This window comes from uncultured Kluyvera sp., from assembly GCF_902485085.1.
In the GTDB taxonomy this organism is placed as follows: domain Bacteria; phylum Pseudomonadota; class Gammaproteobacteria; order Enterobacterales; family Enterobacteriaceae; genus Kluyvera; species Kluyvera ascorbata.
This window is the reverse complement of the sequence record NZ_CABTJS010000124.1, coordinates 1-21490: the sequence shown is the minus strand read 5'-3', so window position 1 is coordinate 21490 and position 21490 is coordinate 1. Positions and strand designations below refer to the sequence as shown.

Sequence of the window (21490 nt, the reverse complement as noted above, 5' to 3'; positions counted from 1 at the left end):
ATGCGTCTTGCCTGGATTAAACGCCCCGTCTGGCGATGGCTAGCCGGGGCGGTCGTGTTGTTGTGCGCTGTCGTTGTGCTGGCGGATAAACTCTGGCCGTTGCCGCTCCATGAGGTCACCCCCGCTCGGGTAGTAGTGGCGGAGGACGGCAGCCCGCTGTGGCGTTTTGCCGATGCGCAGGGGATCTGGCGCTATCCGGTGACTATCGAAGAGGTGTCGCCGCGCTATCTTGATGCTCTCATTCAGTATGAAGACCGCTGGTTCTGGGATCATCCCGGCGTGAATCCATTATCTATTGCGCGTGCGGCCTGGCAGGATGTGACTTCGGGGCGCGTAGTGTCCGGCGGCAGCACCCTGACCATGCAGGTCGCGCGCTTGCTCGACCCACACCCGCGAACCTTTGGCGGTAAATTTCGTCAGCTCTGGCGCGCGATGCAGCTGGAATGGCACCTCTCCAAACGAGACATCCTTACCCTTTACCTCAATCGTGCCCCGTTTGGCGGCACGCTACAGGGTATTGGTGCGGCAAGTTGGGCCTATCTTGGCAAACCTCCCGCCCAGTTGAGCTACGCCGATGCCGCACTGCTGGCGGTGTTGCCACAGGCACCGAGTCGCCTGCGCCCGGACCGCTGGCCCGCTCGCGCTCAGGCGGCGCGTAATAAAGTGCTGGACCGCATGCTAGTGCAGCAGGTCTGGTCGGCCGAGGTGGTGAAAGAGGCGAAAGAGGAGCCGGTCTGGCTGTTTCCGCGGCAAATGCCGCAGCTTGCACCGCTCTTTTCACGCCATATGCTGGCCCGCAGTCGGGATGAGAAAGTGGTCACGACTCTGAATGCCGGGTTGCAGCGCCAGCTTGAAGAGATGGCTCTGAACTGGAAATCGCGCCTGCCGCCGCGTAGTTCGCTCGCGATAGTGGTGGTGGATAACCGAGACATGAAAGTGCGCGGCTGGGTGGGCTCAGTGGATATCTCCGATGACAGCCGGTTTGGTCATGTCGATATGGTGACGGCGGTTCGCTCGCCGGGTTCGGTGCTGAAACCGTTTTTATACGGCATGGCGCTCGACAGCGCGTTGATCCACCCGGCTTCGCTGTTGCAGGATGTGCCACGGCGAGTAGGTGACTACCGACCCGGCAATTTTGACAGCGGTTTTCACGGCCCGGTAAGCATGAGCGATGCGCTGGTGCGTTCATTGAATCTTCCGGCGGTGCAGGTGCTGGATGCCTACGGGCCTAAGCAGTTCGCTGCTCGCTTGCGTAATGCCGGGCTGCCGCTGATTTTGCCTGCGGGCGCGGAGCCAAACTTGTCGCTGATTCTTGGTGGCTCGGGGGCAAGGCTTGCGGATATTACCGCCGCCTATAGCGCCTTCGCCCGTCATGGCAAAGTGGGCAAACTGCGCCTGCTGGCCAGCGATCCGTTGGTAGAGCGCCCCTTGCTCTCTGCGGGGGCGGCGTGGATTATTCGCCGCATTCTTGCCGGAGAAGCCCAGCCGGTACCCGATGCCTCATTACCGCAGGTCGTGCCGCTGGCATGGAAAACCGGTACCAGCTATGGCTATCGCGATGCGTGGGCCATCGGCGTAAACGCTCGCTATAGCATTGGTATCTGGACGGGCAGGCCGGACGGCACGCCGGTAGCCGGGCAGTTTGGTTTTGCCAGCGCGATTCCGCTGCTCAATCAGGTGAGTAACCTGCTGCTGGCCAGCACTACGCGCCAGCAGGAAGGCCGCGACCCACGCCCTGCATCGGTAAGCTCGGCGGAGATTTGCTGGCCAGGTGGGCAACCCTTGCCGGCTGGAGATAGTAACTGCCGCCGACGGCTGTCCACCTGGGTGCTGGATAACAGCCTGCCGCCGACGCTGCTGCTGCCGGAGCAAGAAGGCATGCAGGGAATTCGTTTCCCGCTGTGGCTGGACGCTGAAGGTAAGCGCGTCGCGGCGGATTGTCCTGACGCCCGTGAAATCACGCTCGACGTCTGGCCGCTGCCGCTGGAGCCGTGGCTGCCCGCCGGAGAGCGCCGCGCCGCGCGACTGCCGCCGGTTTCGACGAGTTGCCCGCCGCGCCAATTGCAGAATGCCGCCCCGCTGATGCTTTCCGGTATTCGTGAAGATGCGGTGATTCGACGTTTGCCCGGTGAGCCGAGCGCAAAAGTCGTGCTGCAGGCAAGCGGTGGGGAAGGGCGACGCTGGTGGTTCCTCAACGGTGAACCGCAGGCGAGTGCTGGCGATAGTCTGACGTTAACGCTGACAGACCCGGCGGCTTATCAACTGGTGGTGATGGATGAAGCGGGGCAGACGTCGGTGGTGAATTTTACGCTACAGTGAGTGACGTTACGCTTATCCCTGCCAGCAGGCCCGATAAGCGTAGCGCCATCGGGCAAAAACAGGCGCACAATAGCCAAACCGGTCTTGTTACAAAATGTGTTGCTTAAAAGTGTTTTATTTTAAAAAAATGTTACCTTCATCCATAGGCAACGACGCATCCGGTCTTTATAATCCGCGCCAGGTCATACAACTGATATGTATGCACGACAACAGAACATACTCGTCATACTTCAAGCTGCATGTGCGTTGGCTGCACTCGTTCACCCGAATCGCTTACTTAAGTAAGCGATTCGGGATTCTCTCGTTTGCCGCCTTCCTGCCGCTCGAAGTATTTAGAGTATAAAATTTTATTACTAGAGGTAATCATGGCTATTGAACGTACTTTTTCCATCATCAAACCAAACGCGGTGGCAAAAAACGTTATTGGCAGCATCTTCTCTCGCTTTGAATCAGCAGGGTTTAAGATTGTTGGCACCAAAATGCTGCACCTGACCGTTGAGCAGGCTCGTGGCTTCTACGCTGAGCACGATGGTCGTCCATTCTTCGACGGTCTGGTTGAGTTCATGACCTCCGGCCCAATCGTGGTTTCCGTACTGGAAGGCGAAAACGCCGTTCAGCGTCACCGTGACCTGCTGGGCGCAACCAACCCAGACAACGCGCTGGCTGGCACGCTGCGTGCTGACTACGCGGACAGCTTCACCGAAAACGGCACCCACGGTTCTGACTCCGTAGAATCCGCCGCGCGCGAAATCGCTTTCTTCTTCGCAGAAGGCGAAGTGTGCCCACGTACCCGCTAAGGGCACGTTTACACTTTATTTAGCGAATGCCGCGTGCAGACGTGGCATCCGTGCGCCAGAATTTGTACAATGCAGCGCCCCCGGACGAGCAGACCGCTTTCCTGGGGCGCTTCTTTTTATCAACCCTCCAGGGGCCATAACGTGTAACAACGAGGCCGGAATAGAAAATGTCTGAACAAATTGTCACGCCTGAGAGCGCCATCCCGGCGGTTCCCAACAAAGATGGAAAAATTAACCTGCTGGATCTTAGCCGTCCGCAGATGCGCGAGTTTTTTAAAGACTTAGGCGAAAAACCCTTCCGCGCCGACCAGGTGATGAAGTGGATGTACCACTACTGCTGCGACGACTTTGATGAAATGACTGACATCAACAAAGTCCTGCGCGGCAAGCTCAAAGAAGTCGCTGAAATTCGCGCCCCGGAAGTAGTGGAAGAGCAGCGTTCATCTGACGGCACCATCAAATGGGCGATTGCCGTTGGCGATCAGCGCGTTGAAACCGTTTATATTCCAGAAGACGATCGCGCCACCCTGTGCGTCTCTTCACAGGTCGGTTGTGCATTAGAGTGTAAATTCTGCTCTACGGCTCAGCAGGGCTTTAACCGTAACCTGCGGGTATCGGAAATTATCGGCCAGGTCTGGCGCGCGGCGAAAATCGTCGGTGCCGTCAAAGCGACCGGCGTACGTCCTATCACCAACGTGGTGATGATGGGCATGGGTGAACCGCTGCTGAACCTGACCAACGTGGTTCCAGCAATGGAAATCATGCTGGACGATTTCGGTTTTGGTCTCTCTAAACGTCGCGTTACCCTGTCTACCTCAGGCGTTGTGCCTGCGCTGGACAAACTGGGTGACATGATTGACGTGGCGCTGGCTATTTCCCTGCACGCACCGAACGACACCATCCGTGACGAAATTGTACCTATCAACAAAAAGTACAATATCGCGACGTTCCTGGAATCCGTTCGTGGCTACATTTCGAAGTCCAACGCCAATCAGGGCCGCGTGACCATCGAATACGTGATGCTTGACCACGTAAACGACGGTACCGAGCATGCGCATGAGCTGGCTGCACTGCTGAAAGATACGCCGTGCAAGATCAACCTCATTCCGTGGAACCCGTTCCCGGGTGCGCCGTATGGTCGCAGCTCTAACAGCCGTATCGACCGTTTCTGTAAGGTGTTGATGGGCTACGGTTTTACCACTATCGTGCGTAAAACTCGCGGAGATGACATTGATGCCGCCTGCGGTCAGCTGGCCGGAGATGTTATCGACCGTACCAAGCGTACAATGCGTAAGCGTATGCAGGGTGAAACCATCGAAGTAAAAGCGCTGTAATTCAGCGTGACGTGCGCCTGAAAGGGCGCACGTAGAGTCAAGTGCTTAAGGATTAGGCGAAACGTACTGATCTGGTTAATAATTACGGTGCGTTTCGACAAGTATTGAGGCAGTATGTAGCGTTGCAATTACAGCGTGAATACTGCCTTTGACGCTGTTTTGGATAGGGTACACCCGACAGCCAGTCTGTCAGTTCGAACACACGACCGGATGTTTCGCGGTGCGGGCAAGATTCCGCATCAGAACCTTAAATTTCACGAATCAGCAGTTGTAGCGAATGAATACTGAAACCAACCACGACCAACAAGAAGCACAGACCACGGGTGTCCGTTTGCGTAATGCCCGTGAACAACTCGGACTCAGCCAGCAAGCCGTTGCAGAACGCTTGTGCCTGAAGGTTTCCACCGTTCGTGATATTGAAGAAGATAAGGCGCCTGCTGAACTCGCTTCAACATTCTTGCGTGGTTATATCCGTTCCTACGCTCGCCTCGTGCATATCCCCGAGGAAGAGCTGCTGCCGATGATGGAAAAGCAAGCGCCGGTACGCGCGGCGAAAGTCGCACCGATGCAGACCTTCTCCTTGGGTAAACGTCGCAAAAAACGCGATGGCTGGCTGATGAGCTTTACCTGGCTCGTGCTGTTCGTGGTGGTCGGTTTAACCGTCGCCTGGTGGTGGCAGAACCACAAAGCGCAGCAGGAAGAGATCACCACCATGGCCGATCAGTCCTCCGTTGAGCTGAAAGCGAACGGCAGCGACGCTCAGGATATCCCGCTGAACACCGGCGCGGATGCTAACCAGGCTCCAACAACCGCTGATTCCGCAACAGCACCTGATACCGCGACCGCCGCACCAACGGATGCCGCATCATCTGCGACTACCGCACCAGCAGCGACAGCACAGAATAACGCCGTTGTGGCACCGTCTCAGGCTAACGTCGACGGTACCGTAGCGCAAACCACAACTCCTGCACCACAGACCGCTACGCCGGGCGCACTGCCAACTGACCCGGCTCAGACAACTGCCCCGGTTGCTGATGCTAACGCGCTAGTGATGAACTTCTCCGCCGACTGCTGGCTGGAAGTCACCGACGCTACCGGTAAGAAACTGTTCAGCGGCCTGCAGCGTAAAGGTGGTAACCTGAACCTGAGCGGTCAGGCACCTTACAAACTGAAAATTGGTGCACCGGCCGCAGTACAGATTGAATACCAGGGTAAACCTGTCGATCTGAGCCGCTTTATCAGAACTAACCAGGTTGCGCGCCTGACCGTGAGTGCTGAACAATCACCAGCACAATAACAGACGCGTAATGCGGGAGATTTTTCATGCACAACCAGGCTCCAATTCAACGTAGAAAATCCACACGCATTTACGTTGGGAACGTGCCGATCGGCGATGGGGCTCCTATCGCCGTACAGTCGATGACCAATACGCGCACAACAGACGTTGAAGCGACGGTTAATCAAATTAAGGCGTTAGAACGCGTTGGGGCGGATATCGTTCGCGTATCCGTACCGACGATGGACGCTGCAGAAGCCTTCAAGCTTATCAAACAGCAGGTTAACGTCCCGCTGGTTGCCGATATTCACTTCGACTACCGTATTGCCCTGAAAGTGGCGGAGTACGGCGTTGACTGCCTGCGCATTAACCCGGGTAACATCGGCAACGAAGAGCGTATTCGCATGGTTGTTGACTGCGCTCGCGATAAAAACATCCCTATCCGTATCGGCGTTAACGCCGGGTCGCTGGAAAAAGATCTGCAGGAAAAATACGGCGAGCCTACGCCGCAGGCGCTGCTGGAATCAGCCATGCGTCACGTGGATCACCTCGATCGTCTGAACTTCGATCAGTTTAAAGTCAGCGTGAAAGCGTCAGACGTTTTCCTGGCAGTGGAATCTTATCGCCTGTTGGCGAAACAGATCGATCAACCGCTGCACCTTGGGATCACCGAAGCGGGCGGCCTGCGTAGCGGCTCCGTGAAGTCGGCGATTGGCCTTGGTCTGCTGCTGTCCGAAGGGATCGGCGATACGCTGCGCGTTTCGCTGGCGGCGGATCCGGTTGAAGAGATCAAAGTTGGTTTCGATATTCTGAAATCACTGCGCATCCGCGCGCGCGGGATCAACTTCATCGCCTGTCCAACCTGTTCACGTCAGGAATTTGACGTTATCGGGACGGTCAACGCGCTGGAACAGCGTCTCGAAGATATCATCACCCCGATGGACGTATCGATCATCGGCTGCGTGGTAAACGGCCCTGGCGAAGCGCTGGTGTCGACGCTGGGCGTGACCGGCGGCAACAAAAAAAGCGGCCTGTACGAAGACGGCGTGCGTAAAGACCGCGTTGATAACGACGATATGATTAGCCAGCTTGAAGCAAGAATCCGCGCGAAAGCCTCGGTGCTTGATGAAGCGCGCCGTATCGACGTTCAGCAGGTTGAAAAATAACGAGATGGGAAGCGGCTTGCTTCCTGTGTATGATTGAACCCCAGGCGCTGAACGCGCTGAGGGTTCATTTTTATATATAAAGAGAATTAACGTGGCAAAAAACATTCAAGCCATTCGCGGCATGAACGATTATCTGCCTGGCGAAACCGCCATCTGGCAGCGCATTGAAGGCACACTCAAGCAGGTGCTCGGCAGCTACGGTTATAGCGAAATCCGTTTGCCGATTGTAGAGCAGACCCCGTTGTTCAAACGCGCTATCGGTGAAGTGACCGACGTGGTTGAAAAAGAGATGTATACCTTCGAAGACCGCAATGGCGATAGCCTGACGCTGCGTCCGGAAGGTACTGCGGGCTGTGTACGCGCCGGCATCGAACATGGTCTTCTGTACAATCAGGAGCAGCGTCTGTGGTACATCGGGCCGATGTTCCGCCACGAGCGCCCTCAGAAAGGACGTTATCGCCAGTTCCATCAGCTGGGTTGCGAAGTCTTCGGTCTGCAGGGCCCTGACATCGACGCAGAGCTGATTATGCTGACTGCGCGCTGGTGGCGTGCGCTGGGTATCTCTGAACACGTGAATCTGGAGCTGAACTCCATCGGTTCTCTGGAAGCTCGAGCCAACTACCGTGACGCGCTGGTCGCTTTCCTTGAGCAACACGTTGAAGTGCTGGATGAAGACTGCAAACGTCGTATGTACAGCAACCCGCTGCGCGTGCTGGATTCCAAAAACGCAGACGTTCAGGCGCTGCTGAATGACGCTCCTGCGCTTGGCGACTATCTGGATGAAGAATCCCGTGAGCACTTTGCTGGCCTGTGCGCACAGCTTGATGCTGCCGGTATCGCCTACACCGTTAACCAGCGTCTGGTTCGCGGCCTGGACTACTACAACCGTACCGTTTTCGAATGGGTTACCAACAGCCTCGGCTCGCAGGGTACCGTGTGTGCCGGCGGTCGTTATGATGGTCTGGTTGAGCAGTTAGGCGGCCGCGCTACCCCTGCGGTAGGCTTCGCGATGGGTCTGGAACGTCTTGTTTTATTAGTTCAGGCAGTTAATCCGGAATTTAAAGCAGATCCTGTTGTCGATATATACCTGGTTGCTTCAGGCACCGATACTCAGTCAGCCGCAATGCGTCTGGCAGAACAGGTGCGTGATGCATTACCGGGTGTAAAACTGATGACCAACCACGGCGGCGGCAACTTTAAGAAACAGTTCGCGCGTGCTGATAAATGGGGCGCACGTATTGCCCTGGTTCTGGGTGAGTCAGAAGTTGAGCAAGCCACTGTTGTCGTGAAGGATTTGCGCTCTGGTGAGCAGACAACCGTAACGCAGGAAGGCGTTGCCGCGCATTTGCGCACTATTCTGGGTTAATCTCCAGGACATCATTATCAGGAGAAGGGCTGCGTGGAAATAAATAACGAAAACGATCAGGTTGAGGCGCTTAAAAGCTTCTTTGCTGAAAATGGCAAAGCGCTGGCCGTTGGGGTAATTTTAGGGATCGGTGCGCTGGTTGGCTGGCGTTACTGGAATTCCCATCAGGTAGACTCGGCCCGGGAATCTTCCGCGGCTTACGAAAATGCCGTTTCTTCTCTTAGTTCAGGGAAACCGGAAGCGCTGGCCGCGGCTCAGAAATTTGCCGCAGAGACCAAAAACACCTATGGTGCGTTTGCCTCTCTGGAACTGGCTCAGGTCTTCGTGGACAAAAGCGACCTTGCTCAGGCTGAAAAACAGCTGCAGCAGGGCCTGGCAGCCGCATCTGATGATAATCTGAAATCCGTTATCAGCCTGCGTCTGGCGCGCGTTCAGCTACAGCTGAAGCAGCCTGACGTTGCTCTGAAAACGCTGGAAGGCGTGAAGGGCGAAGGCTGGACGGCAATTGTTGCTGATTTACGCGGGGAAATCCTGCTCAGTAAAGGTGACAAGCAGGGCGCACGTGCGGCGTGGGAAGCTGGCGCTAAGAGCGATGCATCGCCCGCGCTGAGCGAAATGATGCGCATGAAAATTAATAATTTGTCCGTCTGAGAGGGACCCGATGCAATTGCGTAAATTACTTTTGCCAGGACTGCTTTCTGTCACTCTGTTGAGTGGTTGTTCACTGTTTAGCGGCGAAGAAGATGTTGTTAAAATGTCTCCTCTGCCAACCGTAGAAAACCAGTTTACGCCGTCTACCGCATGGGATGTTTCCGTCGGCAGCGGTATCGGTGATTTCTACTCCAACCTGCATCCGGCCTATGCGGACAGCGTGGTTTACGCGGCTGACCGTAAAGGTACCGTGAAAGCGTTGAACGCGGATGACGGGAAAGAAGTGTGGTCCGTTAACCTGGCGGAAAAAGATGGCTGGTTCTCTCGTAAGCCAGCGCTGCTCTCCGGCGGCCTGACCGTTGCCGGTGGCCACGTGTACGTGGGCAGCGAAAAAGCGCAGGTTTATGCGCTGGATGCGGGCGACGGCGCTGTTGTCTGGAAAACCACGGCAGCAGGCGAAGTGCTTTCTCGTCCAACCGTCAGCGATGGCCTGGTTCTGGTTCACACCAGCAACGGTCAGCTGCAGGCGCTGGATGAAAACAGCGGCGTTGTGAAATGGACGGTGAACCTGGATATGCCTGCGCTCTCTCTGCGCGGCGAATCTGCACCGGCTGTTGCTTATGGCGCGGCGATTGTTGGCGGCGATAACGGTCGCGTGAGCGCGGTACTGATGCAGCAGGGTCAAATGATCTGGCAGCAGCGTATTTCTCAGGCTACCGGCTCTACCGAAATCGACCGTCTGAGCGATGTGGATACCACTCCGGTTATCGTGAATGGCGTTGTCTACGCGTTAGCCTACAATGGTAACCTGACGGCGCTGGATCTGCGTAGCGGTCAGATTATGTGGAAACGCGAGCTGGGCTCGGTGAACGACTTCATCGTTGACGGCGACCGTATCTACATCGTTGACCAGAATGACCGTCTGCTGGCGCTGACCACCGACGGTGGCGTGACCCTGTGGACGCAGAGCGATCTGCTGCACCGTCTGCTGACCTCTCCGGCGCTGTATAATGGCAGCCTGGTGGTAGGTGATGCAGAAGGCTACATGCACTGGATTAACCCGGAAGATGGCCGTTTCGTGGCTCAGCAAAAAGTTGACAGCGCGGGCTTCCTGACGGACCCGGTTGTTGCCGACGGTAAACTGCTGATTCAGGCGAAAGACGGTACGGTTTACGCGATTACGCGTTAACACCGGCGTTAATTCAGCAATGGACGGCTCCTGAATGCTCAGGGGCCGTTTGCTATTTATAGATTTTGTCAAAATTTTGAGTATATGAGGCTTTAACATGGTACCTGTGGTCGCGCTTGTCGGGCGCCCTAATGTTGGAAAATCCACGCTTTTTAACCGCCTGACGCGCACTCGTGATGCGCTGGTTGCGGATTTCCCGGGTCTGACTCGTGACCGTAAGTACGGTCGTGCTGAAGTTGAAGGGCGTGAGTTTATCTGTATCGATACCGGCGGTATCGATGGCACGGAAGAGGGCGTGGAAACGCGCATGGCGGAGCAGTCACTGTTGGCGATTGAAGAAGCCGACGTTGTGCTGTTTATGGTTGATGCACGTGCGGGGCTGATGCCTGCGGACGAAGGTATTGCCAAACATCTGCGTGCTCGTGAAAAGCCAACCTTCCTGGTGGCGAACAAAACGGACGGTATTGATCCGGATCAGGCCGTTGCTGACTTCTGGTCGCTGGGCCTTGGTGAAATCCACGCGATTGCGGCCTCTCATGGCCGTGGCGTGACCACCCTGCTGGAAACCGTTCTGCTGCCGTTCGTTGACGACATCAACCCGCCGGAAGAAGTGGATGAAGACGCCGAGTATTGGGCGAAATTCGACGCTGAAAATGGCGAAGGGGTAGAAGAGCCGGAAGACGACTTCAACCCGCAGGATTTGCCAATCAAAATCGCTATCGTCGGTCGCCCGAACGTAGGTAAGTCTACGCTTACTAACCGTATCCTCGGCGAAGACCGCGTGGTGGTTTACGATATGCCGGGCACTACCCGTGACAGTATCTATATCCCGATGGAGCGCGATGAGCGTGAATACGTGCTTATTGATACCGCAGGTGTGCGTAAGCGCGGCAAGGTAACGGATACGGTTGAGAAATTCTCCGTTATCAAAACCCTGCAGGCCATTGAAGATGCTAACGTTTGTCTGCTGGTCATTGATGCTCGTGAAGGTATCTCCGATCAAGACCTGTCGCTGCTGGGCTTTATCCTCAATAGTGGGCGCTCACTTGTTATCGTCGTCAACAAGTGGGACGGCCTGAGCATGGAAGTGAAAGAGCAGGTGAAAGAGACCCTGGACTACCGTCTGGGCTTTATCGACTTTGCTCGCGTACACTTTATCTCCGCGCTGCACGGCAGCGGCGTAGGTAACCTGTTCGAATCTATCCGTGAAGCGTATGACAGCTCGACCCGCCGCGTCGGTACCGCGCTGCTGACCCGCATCATGACCATGGCGACTGAAGATCACCAGCCACCGCTGGTTCGTGGTCGTCGCGTGAAGCTGAAATATGCCCACGCCGGTGGTTATAACCCGCCGATTGTGGTTATCCACGGTAACCAGGTGAAAGACCTGCCGGATTCCTACAAGCGCTATCTGATGAACTACTTCCGCAAATCGCTGGACGTGATGGGTACGCCTATCCGTATTCAGTTCAAGGAAGGCGAGAACCCGTATGCGAACAAACGCAATACGCTGACGCCAACCCAGATGCGTAAGCGTCAGCGTCTGATTCGACACATCAAGAAGAGCAAATAAGCGATTCTTTCAGCGTCGAGTAGCCAAAAACCCGCGGAAGCGGGTTTTTTTATGGTCGCTGTAGGCCGGATAAGCAAAGCGCCATCCGGCGTCAAAGCGCACGTTGCCCGCGCTAAGATTTCCAGCGCGACTGACGATTTACGCTGCAGAAATTGCCGGGTACAAACGTTGGGTCTTTGTCGGCAATAACGTCTGCTTTTACGTTGCCGAAGGTGGTCTGTGTTTTGCCCTTAATACCGTCGTAGAATGCGTTGATGATGTTCTCTTTAAAATTGTCGAGGCGCGGGTGCTGCTGAACCACGGCTTCACGGCTCTCGTCATTAAATTCCTCGTAACCGATACCCAGCACGTCCATTTCTACACCGGCGGTTAACAGCGCAATTTCGGGTGCCATAAATTCCGGTATACCCGGCGTGGTATGCAGCGCTATCGCCGTCCACACTTTATCGATATCGGCAGGTGCCACGCCGTGCCCTTCCAGGAAGGCGCGGGCGGCGTTAGCGCCATCCACTTCAAAACGTTTATCACAGCTGCAGTGCTCATGTGTCAGGCCAATATCATGGAACATGCAGCCGACATACAGCAACTCGTGGTCTACCTTCAGTTCGCGGCGTAAACCGGCCATTGCGCCCCAGTAGTAGACGCGGCTGGAATGATGGAACAGCAGATCGCTTTCGGTATCGCGAATAAATTCAGTGGTTTCGCGGGCCAGTTTGCTGTCGGGAATACGGATGCCTTGCACGTTGATAGTCATATTTTCCTCCTCACGGGTTGTTGAAGGGGAGTTTACAAGGCATTCTGTATGTCATGAATTGTCGTTTTACGACGATTTAAGACATTGCATCGAATCAGGACACCCCCATTTATGAAACGCGTTATTGCCCTTCTTGCCGTGCCTGGCGTTCAGCTATTGGACGTTTCCGGCCCGCTGGATGTCTTTGCTGAGGCTAACCGGATCCTACATCGCGAGGTGTATGAGTTTGCCGTTATCGCGCTGGAGGAGACGACGGTTAGCGCCTCGTCTGGCGTGAAGCTGGTGGCGAACGCGCGATTGGCAGACACAGATGCACTTCAGCCGGATACGTTTTTGCTGGCAGGTGCGCCGGAAGTCTGGCAGCAGACGCTGAACGATGAGCAAATCGCGCGTATCCGTAGACTTTGTGAAAACAGTCGTCGCTATGGCTCCGTCTGTACCGGCGCGTTTCTATTAGCGCAAACGGGGCTGCTGACCCAGCGTAAAATCACCACGCACTGGGCCATGACCTCCCGCTTTATGGCGACGTTTTCAGACGTTGAGGTGGATGCGGATGCACTCTATGTCGCGGACGGCCCGGTCAGAACGGCGGCGGGCGTGACTTCGGGTATGGATTTAGCCATCCGACTGGTGGAAGAGGATTTGGGGCGCGAGGTGGCGCAGGAGATTGCCTGTAATCTGGTGATGTTTTTCCGTCGCCCGGTTAATCAGGGACATTTTATACGCCACAGCGCAGTCTCCACGACCGGTCGCAACGCGTTCCAGGATTTACAGCGCTGGACGCTCGCGAATCTGGCAACGGTGCTGAACCTGCAGGATATGGCCGACCATATTGGTCTGAGTGCTCGTCATCTGGGCCGGCTTTTTCGCCAGGAGATGAATATGGCTGCCGGTGAGTGGCTGGAGGCCGGGCGCATTGACCGCGCGAAAATGCTGCTGGAAAGCGGCACGCTGCCGCTGAAAACCATCGCCAGCCAGTGCGGATATTCCAGCAGCGACGTGCTGCGAAGGGCTTTTATCAAACGCGTCGGCATCACGCCTTCGATGTACCGACGGTTGAATGTGGCCCGGCCGTGGTCAGAATAAATGTACCTAAGCGGTGGCTTATAACGGAGTTTGCTCGCGTAGCTGAAAATTATCACCCAGACTTAAGTCAAAGACATAGTTTGTGCACGCATTGTGCTTTACACTGCGCGCTGCAAAAATTGAGTCAACAAACGATTAAAGTAGGCGGTAAGGTCGATGAACGGAACAATCACAACCTGGTTTAAAGATAAAGGTTTTGGGTTTATCAAAGATGAAAACGGCGATAACCGCTATTTTCATGTGATTAAGGTTGCCAACCCCGATCTGATTAAGAAAGATGCCGCGGTGACCTTCGAACCCACGACGAATAACAAAGGGCTGTCTGCTTATGCGGTGAAGGTCATTCCGGAAAGCAAGCATATCTATATCGCGGGCGAGCGTATCAAGCTCACGTCGATCAAATCCTTCCTGGTTTACAGCGAGGAAGTACCTGCCGATGCCCCGATTGATAAAGAGAATGCGGTGCTGTCCGTGGGGCTTCTGATGAACAGCATCAAGCCGAAATCGGCGGAGAAAAAGGGTGAAATGCGTACGCTGAAGAAGCTGGCGATCACCACTTTCCAGGGCACGACGCTTATCTTCTCAGAAGATGAGATTGATATTGAAGCCACGGTGAAAATGCTGAAGGTCTGAAACCTGTACAGCGTCGAAGAATGAGACTAACCCCAGGAGCGATGTATGAATAATGACATTCCACTGAAGTATTACGATATTGCCGAAGAGTACGCCTCAGAATCAGCCAAGCCCGTCGGTGAGTCTGAGTTGGATGCACTGGCGCATTACTTCCAGCTGCTGTTGACCCGTTTGATGAACAACGAAGAGATCAGCGAAGAAGCGCAGCAGGAGATGGCGACTGAAGCCGGTATCAGCGCCCAGCGCATTGATGAGATTGCCAACTTCCTCAATGAGTGGGGCAACGAGTAATTTGCTACGCCTCTCCGGGGCTTTGCATCCAGCGATCCCAGTCGGGGTTTTCCCCGATGCTTTCGACCAGAAAATCGATAAAACTTCTGACTTTGGGATCCTGGTAATGCCCCGGATGATACAGTGCATACAGGCTGTAATCATTTTCCCGTGTGCTGTATTCCGTCAGTACAGGCACCAGTTCCCCTCTGGCGATTGAATCGCCCAGCATGTAGGTCGGCAGGCTGACAATCCCCTGATGATGCAACGCGGCATGAAGTAGCCCGAGCGTACTGTTCACTTCGATTATGCTCTTCACCTTTAGCGCGCTAAAGCTGCCATTGACGTTCTGATAGCGCCAGTTATCGGAAACATTGGGGTTTATCAGACAGTCTTGTTGCTCAAGATCTTCCAGTCTTTGCGGTATGCCGCACCGCGCAAAATAGTCCCGGCTGGCGCAGTACACCCAGTTAATTTTGCAGATTTTACGCAATGCAAAATTGGTCGGCGGGTGTGCGGTAATCCTAAGGGCTATATCAAAATTTTCTTCGTTAAGATTAACGTTCTGGTCATTTAAATCGACACCGAGCGTGACGTCCGGGTTATCCTGGCGATATTCGCTATAAATTCGCATAAGATGGCAGACGCCGAAGGCAATAGAGCAGGTGACGCGCAGCTTGCCCTGCGGGTGATGGTTGAAGCTGGCGATATTGGCCAACGACTCGTCCAGCTCTTCTAACAGGCGCTGTGCGCGGAACAGCAGATATTGCCCCGGCTCGGTCAGAATTAGGGTACGGGTGGTTCGCTTTAACAGCACGACACCGAGCTGATCCTCAAGCTGGCTGATACTGCGACTCACGGAAGAGGGGGTCAGGTTCAGCTTGTGTGCGGCTGCAGAAAAGCTATTGCATTCCACCACTTTGATAAACGTTTTCAGGTGATGAAAAATGGAATAGTTATCAATTTTTAATTTCGCGAGTGCCGCATTTTTATTTGATGACATCGCTATTCCTTTTTTAACGATTTATAGCCGTGACGGTTTTGAAATTTGAGGCCAATCACAGTAAACATGACTCGACGCCCCATCTATTCGCTATGCGCAATAAAAAACGCCGTCAGCTGCTACCTTACCCGAACGAAGCAGGAAAGAAAAATAGAATCTTTTTATGGTTTAATGCTTTGTTTTTAATGATGTTATTTATTTTTTCATAAAAAGCGAGAGGCTCGTCAATTTTTGCGTTAAATGCAAAGGTATTGTTAGTGATTAACACCGTTCAGACCTTTCTTTATCCCTATCAGATCCCCTACCATTTGTACTGACAGATACATCAATACGGTTTTTTGAGTTTCTATTCTAAATAACACTTATAAATAGGAATGCATATAATGGCTGAGATACTCGAAAATAAATCTAATAATTTATATAAGTCCATTCCCTTTACGAAATATGATGTTGGCTGGGTGATTCTCTGCATTGGTATGGCCATTGGTTCTGGCATCGTTTTTATGCCGGTACAGGTGGGTATTAAAGGGATTTGGGTCTTTATTGTTTCGGTGGCAATTTCATACCCCGCCATTTACATCCTGCAGAGTCTTTATCTGAAAACGCTGTCAGAAACGGATGATTGCCAGGATTACGCCAGCGTCATCACCCAGTATCTGGGAAAAAACTGGGGGATAGGTTTAGGCATTGCCTACTTCCTGATGCTGCTACACGGAATGTTTTCTTACTCGCTGGCGGTAAGTTTTGATAGTGCATCTTATATTCAAACCTTTGGCCTGACGGAAGGACTGCTGTCTGATTCTATCTGGTATGGGCTAATAATTCTGACGGTGTTGGTCTGCATTGCTTCGCAGGGTGAAAAGCTGCTGTTTAAGGTTTCTGGCCCGATGGTGTGCGTAAAGTTCGGTATTATCGTGATGCTGGGTTTGGTGATGGTGCCATACTGGAACTTCAGCAATATCAGCGCATTTCCGCCCGTTCTGGAGTTTATGCGTGACGTTTTCCTGACGCTACCTTTTACGTTATTTTCTATTTTATTTGTACAGATATTAAGCCCAATGAATATCGCGTATCGCAAGATAGAAGCCGATAAACGTATTGCGACTTATCGGGCGATTCGCGCCAATCGAGTGGCCTATATTATTCTGGCCGTCGCGGTACTGTTTTTTGCTTTTTCGTTCACCTTTGCCATTAGCCACGAGCAGGCCGTATCGGCTTTTGAACAGAATATTTCGGCGCTTGCTATTGCAGCTCAGGTTATTCCTGGTTCAGTCGTTAAAGTGATGAGCGCGCTGCTAAATATCTTTGCCATTCTGACGGCGTTTCTTGGTATCTATCTCGGTTTTCAGGAAGCCATCAAGGGGATCGTTGTTAACGTGATTACCCGGTTTATTCCAGAAGAAAAAATTAACCAGAAGGTGCTGCATGTGGCCATCAGCATTGGGGTGATTCTCGGGCTGTGGGTCTGGATCTCCACGCGCTTTTCGATCCTGTTCTTTATGCAACTGGGGAGTCCGCTATTTGGCCTGGTTTCCTGTCTGATCCCTTGCTATCTGGTTTATAAGGTGAAGGTGCTGCATCAGTTCAAAGGGGTAGGTGTCTGGTTCATCATTTTCTTCGGCATCTTGCTGTGCTTATCGCCTTTCTTTAAGTTCTTTGAGTAACGTTCGGTGGTTACGATGTTTTCGCGACCAGGGAAATTAATGAGGTAATCCATGAGTAATCGATCCACATCCGACTTTAACATCAGTACCCAAATCACCCAGCTTGGCCGGGATGCCAGCAAACAGGCGGGGTTCGTGAACGTACCGGTCTATCGCGGCTCGACGGTGATTTTCCCGACGGTAAACGATCTCGAGCATAATCGCGCCGAGTTTAATTACGGCACGATGGGCACGCCGACCATTGCCAGCCTGGAAAATGCCTGGAGCGCGCTGGCGGGCGCGGCGGGTACGGTGCTATCGCCGTCTGGCCTGGGGGCGATTGCGCTATCGCTTTTGACCACCCTGAAAGCGGGCGATCACCTGCTGATGCCCGACAGCGTTTATCGGCCAACCCGCAATTTCTGCGCCGGGATGCTGACCAAAATGGGCATTGAGACCACCTACTATGACCCGCTGATTGGCGCGGAGATTGAGAGCCTGTTCCGGCCCAATACCACCACGCTGTTTCTGGAATCGCCGGGCTCGCAAAGCTTTGAGATTCAGGATGTTCCGGCGATGACCCGCGCGGCGAAAAAGCACAATATTGCCACCATTATCGATAACACCTGGGCGACGCCGATTTTCTTCCGCGCCCACGAACACGGCTGCGACCTGTCGCTGGAAGCGGGGACGAAATACCTCGGTGGGCATTCCGACCTGCTGATGGGGGTGGTGTCGGCTAATGAAAGCTGGTGGCCTAAGCTTCGCCAGACCTACGATCTGATGGCGATGCTGCCCGGCGCCGAAGACTGCTTCCTGGCGCTACGCGGCCTGCGCACCATGCATCTGCGGCTGAAAGAGGCGGAAAAACGCGGTCTGGAGATGGCGCACTGGTTAAGTGAACGCCCTGAAGTGATGAAGGTACTGCACCCGGCGCTACCGGAATGCCCGGGGCATGAACTGTGGAAGCGTGATTTCACCGGTTCATCGGGGCTGTTTTCTTTCGTCCTTAAGTCGGAATTTACCAAAGCGGGCGTGGCGAACATGCTGGATCATATGGGTATTTTCGGCATGGGATATTCGTGGGGCGGCTTTGAAAGCCTGATGATTCCATTCAACTGCGCTGACTATCGTACCGCCACCACCTGGCAGCCGGGGGGGCTGACGCTGCGCATTCAGATTGGCCTCGAAGATATGGATGACCTGAAGACCGATCTGGCCGAAGGTTTTGCCCGATTACGTGCAGTTGTGTAACCCGATACGCCACCGCGGACAATACTTCACGGTGGCGCTTCACGCATAATGGCGCTAAATGTCGTTTTCTTATACGTGAGTCGGAAATTATGAATATTGGATTTATCGGCCTGGGCGCCGTGGTAGAAACCGCCTATCTTCCTGCGCTAGCACGATTGTCATTCCCTATCTCCTCGCTTTGGGGATACGACCTGAATCCGCAGCGCACGCTCCCGGGCGTGAACGCCTGTGTGTCACTGGCTGAGCTGCTGGAAAAACCGCTTGATGTGCTGTTTATCACCACCGTCTCGTTGCAGCATCTGCCCGCGCTCGAGCAGGCGCTGCGTTCTGATATTCCCCGTATCGTGGTGGAGAAACCGGTCGCCGCCACGCTTGCGCAAATTGATAGCCTGCGCCAACGTCTTGCCCATGAAGATAATGCCCGACGCGTGCTGGCGCTGGACCACTGGATGGCTCGCGATGGCGCGTGGTGTCTGGCGCAGGGGAAAATGGATGACCGCTGGCAGCCGGAGGATTCGGCAAGCGTGGCTGCGCCGCTGGTGACTTCGCTGGACGATATTGTCAGCATCGACGGCTTTCTGCTGGAGCCGAGCTGCTTTAATGCCGCAGGCGAGCCTATCGCCCTGAACTTTACCACCGGCGAGCCCGACACCCGTGAGTTTCGCCATCCTGATGGCGTGATTGTCGATATCGGCACCCACGTGCTGGCGATGATGCGTGAGACGGTGCGCTATCTCGGCGGTAGCGATGAAATTCAGCTGGTGGCGGAACAGGTGAAAGACCGGCTGGGGCGGCCTATCGCGCATGGCGATACCGAAACGGCGGAAGGGGAGGCGCACCTCAAAGGCACGCTGGGTCATATTCCGGTTAACCTGTGGCTGAACAAATACGCCGGGCCGGGCGTTGAGCGCAAAGGGATCCGTATTTATCTACGCGACGGGCGCATTATCAGCCAGACTCGTGCCCCCGGGGGTGAAAGCGTGGAGCTGATTGATGGTGATAGCGTGATGCGCTGGACGCGACCGGGTGCCATTTATGCGCACTGTCTCGGAGAGCAAATCCTCGGCAAGCGCAGCCTGTTTTTCCGCGCGCCGGATGAAGTGGCAAAACTCACTCAGCGACGCATGGCGGAAGTGGAGACGCTTTTACGTATCCAGCAGCAGCTACGCGGGGAACACTGAGCGGTGAGTCGTGGTAAAATAGTGGCACAAGAACCGCGTTAAGGAGTCGTCATGGAATTCATCTGCCCAACCTGTCAGGCCTCGCTGGAGGTGCTGGGTAACCAGGCACACTGCGACCACTGCGAGAAAGATTTTACGCTGGAGGCGCGCTGCCCGGAATGCCACAAACCGCTGGAGGTGTTGAAAGCCTGCGGCGCGGTGGACTACTTCTGCCAGAACGGCCACGGCCTGATATCGAAAAAGCGGGTGGAGTGGGTGCCGGTCGGCGAATAATTTTATGGTGGTAGCACGTTTATGCCGGGCGGCGGCTGCGCCTTACCCGGCCTACGTGCGTTTGTGCCCGGTGGTAGGCCTGATAAGCGCAGCGCCATCAGGCATTGGCCTTATCATCGGTCTCTTACAACGCTTTTTTACGCGCTCGCGTTTTCTTCTGTGCGGTGACCGTGCGGATTTCACTTTCTACCCAGCCGTCTGCCAGACGCGTAGTCAGCATTTCTCCCGCCTTCGCCTGCTTCGTTTGCTTCAGCACTTTGCCATCGCTGGCGGTAGTGACGCTGTAGCCACGGGCAAGCGTTGCTAGCGGGCTGACGGCTTCCAGATGTGTAACCGCATTGCCAAAGCGCTCGCGCTGCTCGCTGAGGCGCGCGCGAATATTCTCGGCCAGACGATATTCCAGCTGCTGAATACGCGATTGGGCGCGATGAATGCGCGGCTGCGGGTTTTGCTGGTTCAGACGCTGTAGCGTCCGCTGCTGGCGCTGATTGGCCTGCTTCATCTGGTTTTCCAGCGCCGTGCTCATGCGCTGGCGAAGACGTTCTAGCGTCGTCTGCTGGCGCGCCAGTCGCAGCTGCGGGTGCTGTTGCTGGAGGCGATGGAACATCTGGGTAAAGCGGCGACTGCGGTTGGCAAGATAGTAGTCCATCGCCATGCCGAGACGCTGCTGAGCGGATTGGATCTGACGGACTAACTCCTGCTGATTACGGCTGACGATTTCCGCTGCGGCGGACGGCGTCGGCGCGCGTAGGTCGCCAACGAAATCAGCAATGGTGACGTCGGTTTCATGGCCGACGGCGCTTACCACCGGAATACGGCTGGCAAAAATAGCCCGCGCCACGCGCTCGTCGTTAAAGCTCCATAAATCTTCCAACGAGCCGCCGCCGCGCCCGACGATCAGCACGTCGCATTCGCCGCGGGCGTTGGCCAGCTCAATGGCGCGCACGATTTGCCCCGGCGCATCTTCGCCCTGGACGGCGGTAGGGTAAATCACCACCGGCAGCGACGGATCGCGGCGTTTCAGCACGTGCAGAATATCGTGCAGCGCTGCCCCGGTTTTCGAGGTGATGACCCCAACGCAGTGCGCCGGTGAGGGGAGCGGCTGTTTAAACTGTTGGTCAAAGAGGCCTTCGGCCTGGAGCTTCGCCTTCAGCTGCTCGTATTTCTGCTGCAACAACCCTTCGCCCGCTGGCTGCATGCTCTCGACGATGATTTGATAATCACCGCGCGGTTCGTACAGCGTAATATTGGCGCGGACCAACACCTGTTGCCCATGCTGAGGGCGGAACGTCACGCGGCGGTTGCTGTTGCGGAACATCGCGCAGCGCACCTGGGCGTTATCGTCCTTTAAGGTGAAGTACCAGTGGCCAGAAGAAGGTTGAGTGAAGTTTGAAATCTCGCCGCTAATCCACACCTGGCCCATCTCCTGCTCAAGCAGTAGACGCACCGTCTGGTTAAGGCGGCTAACGGTAAAAATTGAGGGGCTTTGTGAGGATAACATGTGAGCGGGATCAAATTCTAAATCAGCAGGTTATTCAGTCGATAGTAACCTGCCGGGGGGCGATCGCAAGCATTTTTTGCAAAAAAGTGTAGATGCAATCGCTTACGCTCTGTATAATGCCGCGGCAATATTTAATAACCTCCCAGGTGAGATATTGCCCATGCTACGTATCGCAAAAGAAGCCCTGACGTTTGACGACGTCCTCCTCGTTCCCGCTCATT

Annotated in this window: 20 protein-coding genes; 17 read left to right on the top strand and 3 right to left on the bottom strand. The window is 54.8% G+C overall.

Annotated features, from left to right (window positions below; translation table 11 throughout):
* From pbpC to der, 9 genes are all read left to right on the top strand, one after another.
* Positions 1–2319, top strand: a complete 2319-nt coding sequence (pbpC, locus tag RDN66_RS14970; RefSeq protein ID WP_202217444.1) for a peptidoglycan glycosyltransferase PbpC — start codon at positions 1–3, stop codon at positions 2317–2319.
* A 365-nt stretch (positions 2320–2684) separates the two neighbouring features.
* Positions 2685–3116, top strand: a complete 432-nt coding sequence (gene ndk, locus RDN66_RS14965) for a nucleoside-diphosphate kinase (protein WP_035891385.1) — start codon at positions 2685–2687, stop codon at positions 3114–3116.
* A 167-nt stretch (positions 3117–3283) separates the two neighbouring features.
* Complete coding sequence (locus RDN66_RS14960; protein ID WP_035891388.1) at positions 3284–4450, top strand: bifunctional tRNA (adenosine(37)-C2)-methyltransferase TrmG/ribosomal RNA large subunit methyltransferase RlmN; 1167 nt, start codon at positions 3284–3286, stop codon at positions 4448–4450.
* Between the two features lie 277 nt (positions 4451–4727).
* The gene (gene rodZ, locus RDN66_RS14955) at positions 4728–5747 is read left to right on the top strand and encodes a cytoskeleton protein RodZ (RefSeq protein ID WP_202217445.1); all 1020 of its coding nucleotides are present in this window, start codon (positions 4728–4730) and stop codon (positions 5745–5747) included.
* 26 nt (positions 5748–5773) lie between these two features.
* The gene (ispG, locus tag RDN66_RS14950) at positions 5774–6892 is read left to right on the top strand and encodes a flavodoxin-dependent (E)-4-hydroxy-3-methylbut-2-enyl-diphosphate synthase (RefSeq protein WP_035891392.1); all 1119 of its coding nucleotides are present in this window, start codon (positions 5774–5776) and stop codon (positions 6890–6892) included.
* Positions 6893–6983: 91 nt separating this feature from the next.
* A complete protein-coding gene (gene hisS / locus RDN66_RS14945; protein ID WP_035891394.1) occupies positions 6984–8258 on the top strand; it encodes a histidine--tRNA ligase in 1275 nt (424 codons plus the stop codon).
* Between the two features lie 33 nt (positions 8259–8291).
* Positions 8292–8909: a YfgM family protein gene (locus RDN66_RS14940; protein WP_035891397.1), complete on the top strand. Its 618-nt coding sequence runs from the start codon at positions 8292–8294 to the stop codon at positions 8907–8909.
* A gap of 10 nt (positions 8910–8919) precedes the next feature.
* Positions 8920–10098, top strand: a complete 1179-nt coding sequence (bamB, locus tag RDN66_RS14935; protein WP_035891399.1) for an outer membrane protein assembly factor BamB — start codon at positions 8920–8922, stop codon at positions 10096–10098.
* Between the two features lie 97 nt (positions 10099–10195).
* The gene (der, locus tag RDN66_RS14930; protein WP_035891400.1) at positions 10196–11671 is read left to right on the top strand and encodes a ribosome biogenesis GTPase Der; all 1476 of its coding nucleotides are present in this window, start codon (positions 10196–10198) and stop codon (positions 11669–11671) included.
* 112 nt (positions 11672–11783) lie between these two features.
* Here der and RDN66_RS14925 read toward each other — a convergent pair whose 3' ends face one another.
* The gene (locus tag RDN66_RS14925) at positions 11784–12425 is read right to left on the bottom strand and encodes an HD domain-containing protein (RefSeq protein ID WP_308537953.1); all 642 of its coding nucleotides are present in this window, start codon (positions 12423–12425) and stop codon (positions 11784–11786) included.
* A gap of 111 nt (positions 12426–12536) precedes the next feature.
* Between RDN66_RS14925 and RDN66_RS14920 the strand changes: the two genes are divergently transcribed.
* From RDN66_RS14920 to RDN66_RS14910, 3 genes are all read left to right on the top strand, one after another.
* Positions 12537–13511: a GlxA family transcriptional regulator gene (locus RDN66_RS14920; protein ID WP_202217447.1), complete on the top strand. Its 975-nt coding sequence runs from the start codon at positions 12537–12539 to the stop codon at positions 13509–13511.
* A gap of 156 nt (positions 13512–13667) precedes the next feature.
* The gene (locus RDN66_RS14915) at positions 13668–14144 is read left to right on the top strand and encodes a cold-shock protein (protein WP_035891411.1); all 477 of its coding nucleotides are present in this window, start codon (positions 13668–13670) and stop codon (positions 14142–14144) included.
* Positions 14145–14189: 45 nt separating this feature from the next.
* On the top strand, positions 14190–14435 hold the full coding sequence (locus RDN66_RS14910; RefSeq protein WP_123650323.1) for a DUF2543 family protein: 246 nt from the start codon (positions 14190–14192) through the stop codon (positions 14433–14435).
* A gap of 4 nt (positions 14436–14439) precedes the next feature.
* Here RDN66_RS14910 and RDN66_RS14905 read toward each other — a convergent pair whose 3' ends face one another.
* The gene (locus tag RDN66_RS14905) at positions 14440–15417 is read right to left on the bottom strand and encodes a LysR family transcriptional regulator (protein WP_308537952.1); all 978 of its coding nucleotides are present in this window, start codon (positions 15415–15417) and stop codon (positions 14440–14442) included.
* 383 nt (positions 15418–15800) lie between these two features.
* Between RDN66_RS14905 and RDN66_RS14900 the strand changes: the two genes are divergently transcribed.
* The 4 genes from RDN66_RS14900 to RDN66_RS14885 all read left to right on the top strand — a co-directional run bounded on the left by RDN66_RS14900 (position 15801) and on the right by RDN66_RS14885 (position 19768).
* Positions 15801–17081, top strand: coding sequence for an amino acid permease (locus tag RDN66_RS14900; protein WP_308537951.1), 1281 nt, complete (start codon positions 15801–15803; stop codon positions 17079–17081).
* Positions 17082–17132: 51 nt separating this feature from the next.
* Positions 17133–18314 carry a cystathionine beta-lyase gene (metC, locus tag RDN66_RS14895; protein WP_202217449.1) on the top strand — a complete coding sequence of 394 codons (1182 nt, stop codon included), beginning with the start codon at positions 17133–17135 and terminating at the stop codon, positions 18312–18314.
* A gap of 89 nt (positions 18315–18403) precedes the next feature.
* Complete coding sequence (locus RDN66_RS14890) at positions 18404–19495, top strand: Gfo/Idh/MocA family oxidoreductase (RefSeq protein WP_202217450.1); 1092 nt, start codon at positions 18404–18406, stop codon at positions 19493–19495.
* Between the two features lie 51 nt (positions 19496–19546).
* On the top strand, positions 19547–19768 hold the full coding sequence (locus tag RDN66_RS14885) for a zinc ribbon domain-containing protein (RefSeq protein WP_035891425.1): 222 nt from the start codon (positions 19547–19549) through the stop codon (positions 19766–19768).
* 124 nt (positions 19769–19892) lie between these two features.
* Here RDN66_RS14885 and xseA read toward each other — a convergent pair whose 3' ends face one another.
* Positions 19893–21269, bottom strand: coding sequence for an exodeoxyribonuclease VII large subunit (xseA, locus tag RDN66_RS14880; protein WP_035891428.1), 1377 nt, complete (start codon positions 21267–21269; stop codon positions 19893–19895).
* Positions 21270–21429: 160 nt separating this feature from the next.
* On the opposite strand from xseA, the gene RDN66_RS24320 reads away from it, so the two are divergent.
* On the top strand, positions 21430–21490 hold a 61-nt coding region (locus RDN66_RS24320), incomplete at its 3' end, for a hypothetical protein (RefSeq protein ID WP_374044024.1).